This window comes from Acetivibrio mesophilus (assembly GCF_004102745.1).
In the GTDB taxonomy this organism is placed as follows: Bacteria; Bacillota; Clostridia; order Acetivibrionales; family Acetivibrionaceae; genus Hungateiclostridium; species Hungateiclostridium mesophilum.
Window position 1 is genome coordinate 24,466 of record NZ_RLII01000009.1, and the last position, 13,537, is coordinate 38,002.

The following is a 13,537-nucleotide window of genomic DNA, read 5'->3' on the forward strand; positions in this document are numbered from 1 at the left end:
ATAAAGAAAGGGACAGTTTTTACTAAGCTCCTTCCTTAACTTCGGAAGTCCTTAATAAAAACCGTCCTTTCCTATTATTATATTAAAATTCCGCTGTGTGTACAGTTCTCGGGAAAGATATTACATCTCTGATATTTGTCATACCGGTAATATACATTATAGCTCTCTCAAATCCTAGCCCAAAACCTGCATGTCTTGTGCTGCCATACTTGCGAAGATCCATATACCACCAGTAGTCCTCCATGTTGAGCCCCATCTCCTTCATTCTCTTTTCCAAAAGATCCAATCTCTCTTCCCTCTGGCTTCCTCCGATTATTTCTCCAACACCGGGTACAAGAAGGTCCATTGCCGCAACAGTTTTATTATCGTCATTCATTCTCATGTAAAAAGCTTTTATATCCTTTGGATAGTCAGTAACAAACACCGGCTTTTTAAATATTTGCTCAGTGAGGTACCTCTCATGCTCTGTTTGCAAGTCATTTCCCCATTTTACAGGATATTCAAACTTGTCGTTGGCCTTGACTAAAATATCAACGGCCTCGGTATATGTAACATGGGCAAACTCGGAATTTACAATATTGTTTAACCGTTCAAACACTGTATTATCAACAAAATTGTTAAAGAACTCCATCTCCTCCGGAGCATTTTCCAAGCAGTAATTAATTATATATTTGAGCATATCCTCTGCAAGCTCCATATCATCCCTAAGGTCCGCAAAAGCTATCTCCGGCTCTACCATCCAGAATTCTGCCGCATGTCTCGCCGTATTGGAATTCTCAGCTCTGAAGGTTGGCCCAAAGGTGTATATATTTCTGAAGGCCATACTATATGTCTCCCCCTCAAGCTGTCCGCTAACAGTAAGGTTTGTCTCTCTGTCAAAAAAGTCCTTTGTAAAGTCCACCTTCCCGTCTTCGTTTCTTGGAGGGTTATTCATATCAAGGGTTGTAACCCTGAACATCTGTCCTGCCCCTTCCGCGTCGCTTCCTGTGATAATTGGGGTATGAACATATACAAAACCCCTCTCCTGAAAAAACTTATGTATAGCAAACGCTGCAAGGGATCTTATCCTAAACACTGCTGAGAAGGTATTTGTCCTAGGCCTTAAGTGTGCAATTGTCCTTAGATACTCAAAAGAGTGCCTCTTCTTTTGCAGAGGGTACTCGGAATTAGATGCCCCTTCTATCTCGATTTTAGTCGCCTTCATTTCAAAGGGCTGCTTTGCATTGGGAGTCTCAACCAAATTTCCATGTACAATAATTGCCGACCCCACAGAGAGCTTGGCTATTTCTTTGAAATTTGAAATATTCTGTTCTTCAAATACAATTTGAAGGTTTTTAAAAAATGAACCGTCATTGATTTCAATAAATCCAAAAGTCTTTGAATCCCTTATTGTGCGAACCCATCCCGCAACAACAATTTCCTTGTCTAAAAAATCTTTGGTCTCTCTATAAAGACTTTTTATTAATGTAGTTTTCATTATCCATTAACCCCTTTTTGCTAATTGATGTTTTAGTTTTCCCATAATTAATATAAACTATAACAAATTAATATTTGCATTTTCACAGATTTCAATCATTGAGTCCGGCCATATTGAAGATTGAACCTCTCCGATATGAGCCTTTTTCAGAAAATACATGCAAATTCTCGACTGGCCAATGCCTCCTCCCACGGTATAAGGAAGCCTTCCCTCCAATAAATCTTTGTGGAATTTCATTTCTTTTCTATCTTCACAACCGGCTTCCTTAAGCTGGCTTATCAATGATTCTTCGTCCACTCTTATTCCCATAGAGGATACCTCAAAGGCTCTTTCCAACACGGGATACCACAAAATTATGTCTCCATTTAATTCCCAATCATCGTAGTCCGGTGCTCTTCCATCATGCTTATTTCCCGATCTCAATTTGCCTCCGATTTTCATCACGAATACTGCTTTTTTCTCCTTTGCAATAGCATCCTCTCTCTCCTTTGGAGAAAGCTCGGGATACATATCTTCCAGTTCCTGTGTTGTAATAAAGAATATATCTTCAGGAAGAATTCTAGGTATTTGAGGATAACTTTCACCGATAAAGTCCTCAGTCTTCTTGAATACATTAAATATTCTTTTTACTATATTTTTAAGAGTATCTTCGTTCCTATCCTCTTTACCAATTACCAATTCCCAGTCCCATTGGTCAACATATATGGAATGAAGGTTGTCCAAATCTTCGTCTCTTCTTATGGCATTCATGTCCGTGTAAAGACCTTCTCCAACATTAAATCCGTACTTTGCCAAAGCCATACGCTTCCATTTTGCAAGAGAATGCACAATCTCAACAGTATTTCCGTCAATGGACTTTACGTCAAAAGATACAGGTCTCTCAACACCGTTCAAATTATCATTCATACCTGTCTCCGGTCTTACAAAAAGGGGTGCTGAAACCCTGCTTAAGTTCAATTCTGCTGCCAATGTCGTTTCAAAAAAATCCTTTATCTTTTTTATTGCAATTTCTGTCTCTCTAACCGATAAAGCCGGATGGTAATCCGGCGGAATTATAAGCCTATCTATCTTCTCTATCACAATATTTCCCCTCCTATAATCACCACAACAATAGAGTCAACTCACATTATACCATTTAATAGTCTCAAATCCAATAGTTATATTTGATACAGTTTATAAAAGCATTAAAAAGCTTTATATTATGTGGACATACCGAAAAAAATGTTGTATCATTTGGTTAGAACTTTTAGGATATGGAGGTTTTGATATGCTTGGGAAGATTAACACAAAATTACTCGCAATTATTTTAGTTGGTCTAATGACCGCAGTCTTTGCTGTTGGCTGCAACAACTCAAACTACAGTGTTGCACACCCAAAGGTGCAAATTGAAATGGAAGACGGCGGCAAGATGGTTCTTGAACTGTACCCGGAATATGCACCCGAGACAGTGGACAATTTTATAACCCTTGCGGAAGAAGGTTTCTATGATGGTCTCACTTTCCACAGAATAATAAAAGACTTTATGATACAGGGCGGTGACCCAGACGGTGATGGCACCGGCAACTCCGGAAAGACGATCAAAGGCGAGTTTGCCAGCAACGGTTTTGACAAAAATAAACTTAAGCACACTAGAGGTGTAATATCCATGGCTCGTGGTTTTGATCCAAACTCTGCATCCTGCCAATTCTTTATCATGCATGGTGACGCATCTCACCTTGATGGAGAATATGCAGCCTTTGGAAAGCTTATAGAGGGTGAGGATATACTGGATAAAATCGCAGATACCCCTGTTGCTCCAAATCCATCTATGCGCGATGAACTTTCTCTTCCTCTAGAGGAAGTTAAAATTAAAACAATAACAGTACTTGAAAAATAAATACTTATATTCTAAAAGGATTGTCATCATTATAACAAGGTGTTATAAATGAGACAATCCTTTAATTATACCTCTTAGAATTAAAGAGGCAAACGCAAAGGTACTCGATGTTCCGAGCTCTTATTTTGCCTTAGAGCATTCTAAATCACAGTGCGTAGCACCGCTCCTATACTATCCCTTATAATAAGGTTCGCCCTGCTGTCATACGGCGTCGGCGACTTGTTGATAAGAACGAGCCTGTCCCCCCGGTAATACTGTATAAGTCCCGCCGCAGGATATACTGCAAGGGAAGTTCCGCCTACAATCAACATATCTGCCCTCTCCAGAAAGGCCACTGCCCGGTCTATACTATCGGTATCCAGCGGCTCTTCATACAAAATCACACACGGCTTTACAATTCCATTGCATTTACTGCATTCCGGAACAATCTTAGGACTATTTAAAACATAGTCCAGGTTATAGCTTTCGTTGCAGTTCATGCAATTGTTTCTATGCACACTTCCGTGAAGCTCTATGACATTTTCGGACCCGGCTGTCTGATGCAGTCCATCAATGTTCTGGGTTATTACTGCTTTCAGTTTTCCCCGCCTCTCCAATTCTGCCAGAGCAGTATGGGCAGCATTAGGCTTTACATCCTTGTATATCATTTTGTCTTTGTAAAATTTGAAAAACTCCTCGGTATGCTCCATAAAAAAGCTATGGCTGAGCATTACCTCCGGTGGATAGGAATACTGGCTTTTTTGATTGTAAATCCCACTATCAGTTCTAAAATCCGGAATACCACTCTCCGTAGATACTCCTGCACCTCCAAAAAACACTATATTGTTACTTTTTTCGGTCATTTCTTTGAGAGTATCAATTTCCATATTATCGCCTCTATCTCATAGCAAATTATTATTTTTATAATTATATCACAAAAATCTAGTCAATTTGCTTAACTGTCACCCATATTTTAAATACATCGGAAATTAAAACCCGATTTACACCCAACTTATAATCTTTATTCTCAATCCTGTAAACATCCTCATCCACAAGCTTAACCACCAGATCCATATCTATATTCTTGACTTCCTTCCACAAAAGATCCTGATACCTGTCTTTTATATACTTCTCAAGCTGCATTTTATCAAAATCGTCTTCTTCATTATCCTTGCAAATCAGGAATACTTCTATATCGGAGACCAAAAATTTTTTCTTGTTCATACTATCAAAGGATTCCTTAAGCTTGTTGTATTTAGCATCATTCTCATCGATATGGGTTTTTAGCTTTATTATTTCCTCATGGTATTTGTCTATCCTGTAGCTTATCAATGTACTCATTAAAGTACATCCCATCAGAATTCCTCCTATAAGCCCGGTAATAAAGCAAATAAGAAACCTATAAGCTATTCTCCTCATTTGAACATTGTCTCCCCGCATCTTTGGATAAGCCTTATAAAGCCATATCCAACATTGGCTCCAAGTACAGCTACTACAACATAAACCGCCTGTTTTATTATTGACCTTATTTCCCCCTTGAATATGCCTTTCTCCAGTATTTCGAAAGTAGAAAACGTACCTCCCAAGGCAACAGCTACCGCCCAGATTTTAATGGAGCTTGCTATTTGAAACATACTTTTTAAGGGAGGATGATCGTTTATCAACGCTCCGAGTCCCGCAAAAAGGCTTGCACCTACAATTACTCCAAAGGCTATTAAGAAGTTATATATTATATTGCTTGCGAAAGTAGACAAAAAACCACCTTTTTCCTGTTAGTGTTTCTTCTATACACTATGTTCTTTATTTTTACTTTATACTGAAGTTTAAAAAGTAAAATCAAATATTTTTTGTACAAAGTTTTTGTTCTAATTTCGCTTTATTGAGCTTATCTTTAATTATAGGAATGGCTTGGAAGACAGAAAAAATATCTAAGGAACGGTATTTAAAAGAAAAATGAATTATAAACTCATTATAGTTATTGTGAATATAATAATCGGAACAATATGCATTGTATACGGTGTAAAACTGATGGGCACAAGTCTTGAAAAGGCAAACATCCGCAGGATGAAAAAGTACCTCTCAATGTTCACAAACAGAGTGCCGCTAGCCACTGTCACCGGCACTGTCCTTACTGCACTGGTTCAAAGCAGTACAGCAATAACTGTTATAACCGTTGGACTGGTAAACTCTGGAATGTTGAAGCTGACTCAAGCGGTAGGTATTATATACGGAGCAAACATCGGTACTACAATAACGGCCCAGCTTATGTCTTTTAACCTGACCAACTCTTCGTACTTCATAATTGGGCTGGGACTTATTATTGCTTTCTTCTCAAAAAGAAAATCCCCTGCAAACATGGGTTGGGCGCTAACCGGTCTTGGCATCATGTTTGCAGGACTAAATCTACTAAACTCCGGAGTACCATACATAAAAGAAAGCCAAGATGTTTACGAGCTTTTTAGGACTTATGGACAAAATCCCCTAATCGGCCTTCTTATTGGTATGGTAACAACCATGCTTATACAGAGCAGCAGTGCCACCGTTGGCCTTACCATTGTTCTTTTCAATGCAGGCCTTATTGGCTTTGAGTCCGCCCTGGGGCTTACCCTGGGAGATAATATCGGCACATGCATCACTGCACAAATCTCCAGTATCGGCACCTCTATTTTCGCAAAACGAACTGCATGGGCACATACCCTCTATAATGTTATTGGTGTCATAATAGCTTTTATTCTATTAACACCCTTTTCATCAATGGTTCAGACCATCACCTACGGTATCGGTCAGGATGAAACCCGGTTGATTGCCAATGCCCATACAATTTTCAATATCCTTAGCGCAGTTATCTTTATGCCGTTAACAGGATATTATGTGAGATTCTTAGAGTGGCTCATAAAGGAAAATAAGTAGTTTACCATTTTCCCTTTTTCATATGACCTTCCATTTCAGCTTTTGCCCTTTGCTTTATAACCCATGCTTCATCCTTGGATCTTTTGAACGCCTCTAAGCATGGAGGGTCCAGATTTATATTTATACCTTCCTCGCAGAGTTCACTTATCCTTCCTGCAAGTTTAACAATCTCCATATGAATATCATTTGTTCTGTCGGACATATATACCTTATTGGCATCTTCATCGCTAAGCTGGACAAATTTATCCTTTGGGGCATCACATTTAGGGCACTTTTCCGGTGCCTCTTCCCCTTCATGAACATACCCGCACACTGAACATTTCCAAAGCTTCTTCATCTACTTATTCCTCCAATTCTTTTTATTTACTTGATATCATATTTATTAATACCACTTGATAATTATTTTAAACATAACAAAATTGACAAAGCAAGCATAAACAAGATAATTGTTTATAATTTATTTAGATTTTATTTAATATATTTTTAGTGTTTTATAATAAAATAAAATCGTGTATAATATAATGGTAAATTCTTAAACAGTTATTTATGCACCTTAATTGTAAGATTTATATTAAATTGTTAGCCAAATTCAAAACAGTAATAAAGAGAGGTAAATGGTAATGGACCGTCTAAAAAACATTATTAATCAACGATTTAATCTTGCTGAAACCCTTTATTGGGTACTATTTATTATATGTCTTATGCTAAAGTGCCTTTATTTTCAATTCACAACAAGGCTGAACACTGACCCTTATCTATCTTCAGTAAATATAACCATGTTGCTTTCGTCATTTTCCATTTTACTGATAATATCATCTATTATAGCTTTTGCTTTTAATAAGTTGAGATTTGCTGCGCTTTTTATAATAAACCTTATTTTAACAGTTTTATTGATAGCTGATACCAACTTTTTTAGATATTACTACAATTTAATTACTATACCCGTGCTTTTCCAACTGGATATCAAGCTTATGAGTTCTGTCAATGAAAGTATATTAAGTCAGTTTATGATTAAGGATTTAATATATCTTATTGATTTGCCCTTTATGCTCATGGGAGTTTTTCTCCTAAGCAAAAATGTTCGGAAGATACATATTTCCCGGAGAGCATACCGCTCTGTAGCTCTTTTAGTAGTTGGAGCAGTTACCTTTTTATCGGTTTTCCATACTTCAAATCTGAATTCCTTTGCATATAACAACAACTACTCAGCTAAAAGCCTTGGAGTGTTTTTTTCCCATTACTACAACACAAAGCTGTTAATCGAAGAAAACCTACTGGAAGACGACAGCTTTACCCAGGAGGATAAGGACTCCATCATAGCCCTTTATGAAAGCAAAGAGAGTGAGAAAAACGTCTCCGACAGCAGATTAACGGGAATTGCAAAGGACAAAAACCTGATTGTAGTACAGATGGAGGCTCTTCAGCAATTTGTAATAAATTTGAAGATCAACAGTAAAGAAGTAACTCCCAATTTAAACAAACTTATTGGAGACAGTCTTTATTTTGATAATGTATTCTATCAGGTGGCAGGAGGCAATACTTCCGATGCGGAATTTCTGACCAATAATTCATTGTATCCTGCAAAAGAGGGTGCAATTTATCACCTATACCCCGAAAATACTTATCATTCCATGGCGAACATTCTAAAGGGCAAAGGATACAATACTTACTCACTCCATGGCTTTGAGAAAACCTTCTGGAACAGAAATAAAATGCATATGACTCTTGGCTTTGACAGATTTTTCAACGAAGAGGACTTTGTATTGGACGATTTTGCCGGTTGGGAAGGTCAAGCGCTCAGTGATTCATCCTTTTTTAGGCAGTCCCTTGATAAAATAGATACATCAAAGCCGTTTTACAGCTTTTTCGTGACCCTGTCAAGTCATCATCCGTTCACCTATTTTGAAGACTTTGATTTTGATGTCGGTGAGTTTCAAGGAACGTACATTGGCAATTACCTCAAGGCTGCCAATTATCTTGATAAATGTATAGGTGAATTCATAGCGGATCTTAAGAAACGTGGACTATACGATAACAGTCTTCTGGTATTCTATGGTGATCACTCTGCCGTGAAAAAAATTGAAGCTGAAGGGCTTTTGCAGCTTCTGGATATGGAGTATAGCGAACAAGAATGGATGAAGCTTCAAAAAGTGCCCCTTATAATACATTATCCCAATCAGTCAAAGTCCGAAGTTATAAGCACTATAGGGGGGCAAATCGACATACTTCCGACCATTGCAAATCTGATGGATTTTGATGCGCCATATGCTCTAGGAAAAGATCTTCTAAATCATGATGACGATAAAGGTTATGTCATCCTAAGAGACGGTTCGGTAATAACAAAGGATTTTATATATTTTAATGACTTACGAGAAATATATGATTTCACTGACGGAAAACCGTTGGACCTGAAGCTATACAGCGATAAGATTACTTCATACATAAATGAACTCAGTGTATCGGATATCATTATAACCAAAGATGCTTTCAAACACGGTTTTGAGAAATAATTAGTTTTAGTATTTAATTTAAGGAGGCCTGACGGGCCTCCTTTATTAATACTAGGCAATGGTTTACACCATTACTTCAATCCAATTGTTAACCTTGAATAAAAAAAGTGTTGACAATCATGCAATAATGTAATAATATCTTCATTGATGTACATTATATGTTAAATTATAGGAGGAGTATTATGACAGGAAACAAGTATCTTAGAGACATGATGTATGCCGCTATTTTTACAGGTTTAATGGCAGTGCTTGGCTGGATAAGCATCACACTTCCCATCCTTCCTGCCCCTATCACCGGACAAACCATAGGTGTAATGCTGGCTGGTGCTATTCTTACCCCCAGGCAGGCAGGACTCAGCATGGCAACCTATATTGCCTTAGGAGCCGTCGGTCTCCCTGTATTTCAAAAAGGCGGAGCAGGATTAGCATATTTAACCGGCCCCACCGGTGGATTCATTATAGGTTTCCTAGCAGGCGCTATAGTGATTTCCCTTCTTAAAGGCAATGGAAAAAATGGTTTCAGAATAGGGCTTGCATGTATTGTTGGCGGCATCCTCGTAGTATATGCCATAGGCATTCCATGGCTCTGCTTTAAAAAGACCGCAAGTTTGTTTTCCTGGTCTCTGGCAGTATCAAATCTGGCTTTTATTCCAGGAGACGTTATAAAAGTGTGTATTGCCAGTATAATCGGTGTGCGGGTAAACAAAAGCCTTGAATATCAGATATCGGCTTGTAATTCATAGCTTGTCCTAAAGCTGTCTTTTTAGGTAGCAATCAACGCAGAATATCTCCCCTTCAGGGTCATCGTTATCATTATACATTTTCTTGAGCTCCCTGCCGCAGTCTTTGCAGCTTACCAGTATATAGTCTGCTTCATCACTTTCTTCTTCGTAATTATTGCAGACTATATCGCATCCCTCTTCTTCACATTGCTCACATTTATCAGAGGGAAGGCCAAACCTGCATTCATATGTTTCTTTTCCCTCGTCATCAATTAATCTCTTTAAATTTCTGCAGTCGCTGCAGATACACTCTGCCATCCACTATTTCCTCCATCTTAATTTCATCAATTCATCAAATATCTTGTCCTAGGCACATCTTCAGGCGCCGCAGCATTTCTTGTATTTTTTACCACTACCACAAATACAAGGTTCATTCCTTCCAACCTTATTGCTTACCGCAATATGAGCCTTGTTGTATTCCTTCAATATTTCCTTTCTTCTTTCCCGGGTCAATACATTATCCCACTGGGGAAGATTATAAAGCCAATGTGCTTTTGCATCCAGCATATTATAATAGAGTTTTTCAAAATCAACTTTTAGACTGATGTTCGAATCTTCACTCAGCTCCTCAAGGTTTACAGCCTTTTCAAGACTAGTGTTAATACCATCCATAAATCCTGCAAAAACAACAGGCTCCATATCAAACTTTTCTGCAAGCTCTACGAGTTTTCCCTCTATAACTTCCTCATGGCTTTCCAGAATTGACTCATATATTTTCGCCTCTTTTTCAAGGTATTGATTCCAGAATTTAGTATCCTCTTCTTGAGGCCTCTCTTTTTCACAAAGCTCCTGCCACTCGTTAAAAAGACTCATATGTACTATATCTCTCCTTTACTTATTATGACTATTAACTCTTTCATATTATAACACAATATTATGTCAAAATATAACCTCAAAAACTAATATATTTCACATTATAATCACTTTGGTTCAATTCCCCATACAAGTTTCCCCGAAATGTATGCAGTCATCTTCTTCCAATCCGCATAGGAATCCGCCGAATTGTAGGAATAGTCGTCCCGTTGCTCGAACCTACCCCAATTATTCTGATAGAATTCTCCTGTAATATACATTACATCCTTTGGATGAAGAGTACCTGTCTCAAATGTAATTTCAATGTACTTGTTTGCTTCTGTCTTTCCAGGCAAATCATAAAATTTGCACTGAACATCCTCCTCTGCTCCCAAACTATAAAAATATACTGCCCAGTTCATTTCATCAACCGAAAGTTCTTCCTTGAAATAATACCTTACTTTTACATCTTTAAGGTCAATTATATCGTTTCCGGTGTTATACATCCTAAAACTGAAGTCAACCCCCTGAGAATCATAGGGCTTCTTGCTAAAATGCTGTATTCTAAGGCCCTTTGTCCCCGCTTCAGTATTTTTTGGGCTTTCAATCAGTGGCGAAGGCTGTGGTGTCTTTTCTTGAGTTATAGTTGGATCCTCTGTCGGTCTCGGTGTGTTTGTCTCCTCCGGATATTGGGATATTTCCGGCAACCCGGATGGATTCGGCTGTTGTATAGGTGCCGATGACATTTGCAGAGTCTCGTCTGCAGGTGCTGGCGTACCCTGGGGTTTTGGACTTGGCATATCTGTTGATGCCAGCTTCATTCGCTCCAATTTTACTATCATATCTGTAACGCTCATATCATTCACTTCTTCAATAGTGATGCTGCTGTCCAATTCCTCCGCTTCAAGATACAAACAGTATCTTCCCATGGAAAGTCCGTATTCTGATGCATTTTTTCTTTCCTTGGGAGTTACCATTATGGTATACCCCTCAATATTATCTATTCTGTCTATCTCAGTTTTGATATCGTTAAGCAATCTAGTAAGTCTATTCTCCGACTCTTCCCTACTCAATTTGTATTCACTCTGTTTGTCATTAAGGGCACCACTTATGAGAACAATTTTTCTTTCATCCTCATCTTTGATAAAACCAATATCTATACACTTTCTAACAAGCTCAGGAATAACACTCTCAATATTTTTGTCCTTATAATCCAATCCCGAAGTCAATTGCTCCCCATCTCTATTTAGCTGTTTAACTTCTAAAACCCGATAATTTTCATCAATTGCCAATTCAACGCTTGGATTTATATCAATATCTATATATCCATAAATATTATTAGTGCTTCTCAAAAAGGCAGATTGAAAATATAAAAACATTACAACCAGGACTGCTGCAACGCTTGAAACAGCAGTGGCAGTATATAAAAATCTCCTTCTTTTAGCATCGTATATATCGTCATTCCCAAAACTCACCTGCTGTCCAACACACATATCCTTACGTCTGTTAATGATTATAAATTCACTTTCCGGTGTTAAGATTATTTCTTTCTTACCCTGAATTTCATAAATTATCCCTATCTTATTCATATTATCTTACTTTCCCCCCTCCATAGTATATTCTAGATATCTCTTTGAAAGGTTAAGATTGCTTTTTAAAATCAAACAAAGAGCTATAATATACTTCCTATTATTACCTATGGTCCTTCCATGGACTCTTGCTTTCTTCTTTAATTCATTTCTGGGTATGCTTTTATTCTTCATCAATGCCTTATACATATGCTCATCCTCAGCCAGTATACTGGCCAACTTTATGCATAATTGCCTCGAATCCTTATGCTTTGGAACATTCAATACCAAATCAAGAAAGGTTATGCCAAATTCCTTCAGCTTATTTTTAAATTCTTCAATATCTTCCCGGGCCTCAATATCTTCAAATCCAATATAGGATCTGGACATAAATTTTTCATCATGATAGACATATTCATCATCAAAAAAAGAAAAAGGGTATTCCTTATTGTACCTATTACTTCTAGAATAATCAATCAACCGTCTTTTAATTACCTGTTCCGAAAAAAGAAAGAAGTTATAACCTTTACTGGTATCGAACTTGTCAATTGCTTCATTAAATGCAGACATAGCAATGCTAAACTCGTCATTGTTGCGGGTATCAATATATTTTCCCAGCGCATTTGACGTAACTTTCAAGATGAATGGTCTATATTCGGATATGAACTCATCTCTTAGTTGCTGATTACCTTCTTTTATCTGTTTCAGGGTAGAAATAAAGCCATCATAAACTGTCTCATCCAGGTTTTTTTCTTTATTATCATTATTGATTTTCCGGACCTTCAACTAGATCATTCTCCCTTCAGTATATTACTTCGTACAAACCTGCTTCTTTTGTGTATACTACCGATTAGTATTTGCTCTTGCCACATCCCATGAAATATCTTTGGTCCACCACTACTATAAAATATTAATTACATCCGGTCGTTTTTTGCTTCAACGAGTAACAAATTTAATTCTTATGAATATTATTATATCAGTAAAACCTAAAAGAAGTGAGTATAAAATGAGCAACATGCAAAATCCTGTTTACATATTTACAAGAAGGATTGTATCTCCCTGCCAAGACCTAGTTATTGATTATCCCTTTATAACAGGTTTTAAAACTCTAGCTATTCAGAACATAGTAAACTCTAGGATAATACAAACAGTAAACGAGCTCATCTATGAGCAAACAAGCAAACTATTGGAGCAGGGATATAAAGCCCCTAATATGACCATCCAAGGCTGGTATGAAATAAAGACAAACGAGCGCGGTGTATTAAGCCTTTCGATAGGAAACTATACCATTGCATATCCTGCTGCCCATGGATTGACTATAATAAAATCACTAACCTTTGATATAAACACAGGCAAAGAATATAAGCTTGAGGAACTCTTTAAGCCGGGAAGCGATTATGTTGGGGTACTGTCAAAAATAATTGAACAGCAAATAAAGGAACGTGAAATTCCAATCCTCGGTGAATTCAAGGGGATTAGGCCGGATCAGGATTACTATATAGCCGACAAAGCATTGGTAATATATTTCCAGCTATATGAGATAACTCCTTATGCTTTTGGATTACCTATGTTCCCTATATCCGTGTATGAGATACAAGACATCATAAGAGAAGGGAGCCCTCTGTCAGCTATGTTATGACACA

General features: G+C 37.6%; 15 protein-coding genes. 5 read left to right on the forward strand and 10 right to left on the reverse strand.

Features of this window, described 5'->3' with window-relative positions; genetic code table 11:
- Positions 1 to 82 precede the first annotated feature (82 nt).
- Together asnS and asnA are read right to left on the reverse strand one after the other, a co-directional pair.
- On the reverse strand, positions 83 to 1,477 hold the full coding sequence (asnS, locus tag EFD62_RS08820; RefSeq protein ID WP_128705987.1) for an asparagine--tRNA ligase: 1,395 nt from the start codon (positions 1,475 to 1,477) through the stop codon (positions 83 to 85).
- A 57-nt stretch (positions 1,478 to 1,534) separates the two neighbouring features.
- Positions 1,535 to 2,557, reverse strand: coding sequence for an aspartate--ammonia ligase (gene asnA, locus EFD62_RS08825; RefSeq protein ID WP_069194405.1), 1,023 nt, complete (start codon positions 2,555 to 2,557; stop codon positions 1,535 to 1,537).
- A 187-nt stretch (positions 2,558 to 2,744) separates the two neighbouring features.
- Between asnA and EFD62_RS08830 the strand changes: the two genes are divergently transcribed.
- Positions 2,745 to 3,353 (forward strand): peptidylprolyl isomerase, encoded by a 609-nt coding sequence (locus EFD62_RS08830; protein WP_069194406.1) that lies wholly within the window; start codon positions 2,745 to 2,747, stop codon positions 3,351 to 3,353.
- Between the two features lie 140 nt (positions 3,354 to 3,493).
- On the opposite strand, the gene EFD62_RS08835 is transcribed toward EFD62_RS08830, so the two are convergent.
- The 3 genes from EFD62_RS08835 to EFD62_RS08845 are packed head-to-tail and all read right to left on the reverse strand — an operon-like array spanning position 3,494 to position 5,086.
- On the reverse strand, positions 3,494 to 4,219 hold the full coding sequence (locus EFD62_RS08835) for an NAD-dependent protein deacylase (protein ID WP_069194407.1): 726 nt from the start codon (positions 4,217 to 4,219) through the stop codon (positions 3,494 to 3,496).
- A 55-nt stretch (positions 4,220 to 4,274) separates the two neighbouring features.
- Complete coding sequence (locus EFD62_RS08840) at positions 4,275 to 4,751, reverse strand: hypothetical protein (protein ID WP_069194408.1); 477 nt, start codon at positions 4,749 to 4,751, stop codon at positions 4,275 to 4,277.
- Entirely contained in the window at positions 4,748 to 5,086 is a 339-nt protein-coding gene (locus EFD62_RS08845) for a YtrH family sporulation protein (protein ID WP_069194409.1), read from the reverse strand. The genes EFD62_RS08840 and EFD62_RS08845 overlap by 4 nt, the downstream gene beginning before the upstream one ends.
- A gap of 199 nt (positions 5,087 to 5,285) precedes the next feature.
- On the opposite strand from EFD62_RS08845, the gene EFD62_RS08850 reads away from it, so the two are divergent.
- Complete coding sequence (locus EFD62_RS08850; protein WP_069194410.1) at positions 5,286 to 6,242, forward strand: Na/Pi cotransporter family protein; 957 nt, start codon at positions 5,286 to 5,288, stop codon at positions 6,240 to 6,242.
- Between the two features lies 1 nt (position 6,243).
- Here the strand turns inward: EFD62_RS08850 and EFD62_RS08855 are convergent, their stop codons facing one another.
- Complete coding sequence (locus EFD62_RS08855) at positions 6,244 to 6,579, reverse strand: rubredoxin-like domain-containing protein (protein ID WP_069194411.1); 336 nt, start codon at positions 6,577 to 6,579, stop codon at positions 6,244 to 6,246.
- A gap of 283 nt (positions 6,580 to 6,862) precedes the next feature.
- Here EFD62_RS08855 and EFD62_RS08860 point away from each other — a divergent pair, with 283 nt between their 5' ends.
- Positions 6,863 to 8,752 carry an LTA synthase family protein gene (locus tag EFD62_RS08860; RefSeq protein ID WP_069194412.1) on the forward strand — a complete coding sequence of 630 codons (1,890 nt, stop codon included), beginning with the start codon at positions 6,863 to 6,865 and terminating at the stop codon, positions 8,750 to 8,752.
- A gap of 182 nt (positions 8,753 to 8,934) precedes the next feature.
- Complete coding sequence (locus tag EFD62_RS08865; RefSeq protein ID WP_069194413.1) at positions 8,935 to 9,495, forward strand: biotin transporter BioY; 561 nt, start codon at positions 8,935 to 8,937, stop codon at positions 9,493 to 9,495.
- 6 nt (positions 9,496 to 9,501) lie between these two features.
- On the opposite strand, the gene EFD62_RS08870 is transcribed toward EFD62_RS08865, so the two are convergent.
- From EFD62_RS08870 to sigI, 4 genes are all read right to left on the reverse strand, one after another.
- On the reverse strand, positions 9,502 to 9,792 hold the full coding sequence (locus EFD62_RS08870; RefSeq protein ID WP_069194414.1) for a hypothetical protein: 291 nt from the start codon (positions 9,790 to 9,792) through the stop codon (positions 9,502 to 9,504).
- A 60-nt stretch (positions 9,793 to 9,852) separates the two neighbouring features.
- Positions 9,853 to 10,347, reverse strand: coding sequence for an SEC-C metal-binding domain-containing protein (locus EFD62_RS08875; protein ID WP_069194415.1), 495 nt, complete (start codon positions 10,345 to 10,347; stop codon positions 9,853 to 9,855).
- Positions 10,348 to 10,454: 107 nt separating this feature from the next.
- Positions 10,455 to 11,915 carry an anti-sigma-I factor RsgI family protein gene (locus EFD62_RS08880; RefSeq protein ID WP_128705988.1) on the reverse strand — a complete coding sequence of 487 codons (1,461 nt, stop codon included), beginning with the start codon at positions 11,913 to 11,915 and terminating at the stop codon, positions 10,455 to 10,457.
- A gap of 6 nt (positions 11,916 to 11,921) precedes the next feature.
- Positions 11,922 to 12,680 (reverse strand): RNA polymerase sigma-I factor, encoded by a 759-nt coding sequence (gene sigI / locus EFD62_RS08885; RefSeq protein ID WP_069194417.1) that lies wholly within the window; start codon positions 12,678 to 12,680, stop codon positions 11,922 to 11,924.
- Positions 12,681 to 12,900: 220 nt separating this feature from the next.
- On the opposite strand from sigI, the gene EFD62_RS08890 reads away from it, so the two are divergent.
- Positions 12,901 to 13,533, forward strand: a complete 633-nt coding sequence (locus tag EFD62_RS08890; RefSeq protein WP_069194418.1) for a DUF3298 and DUF4163 domain-containing protein — start codon at positions 12,901 to 12,903, stop codon at positions 13,531 to 13,533.
- Positions 13,534 to 13,537 lie beyond the last annotated feature (4 nt).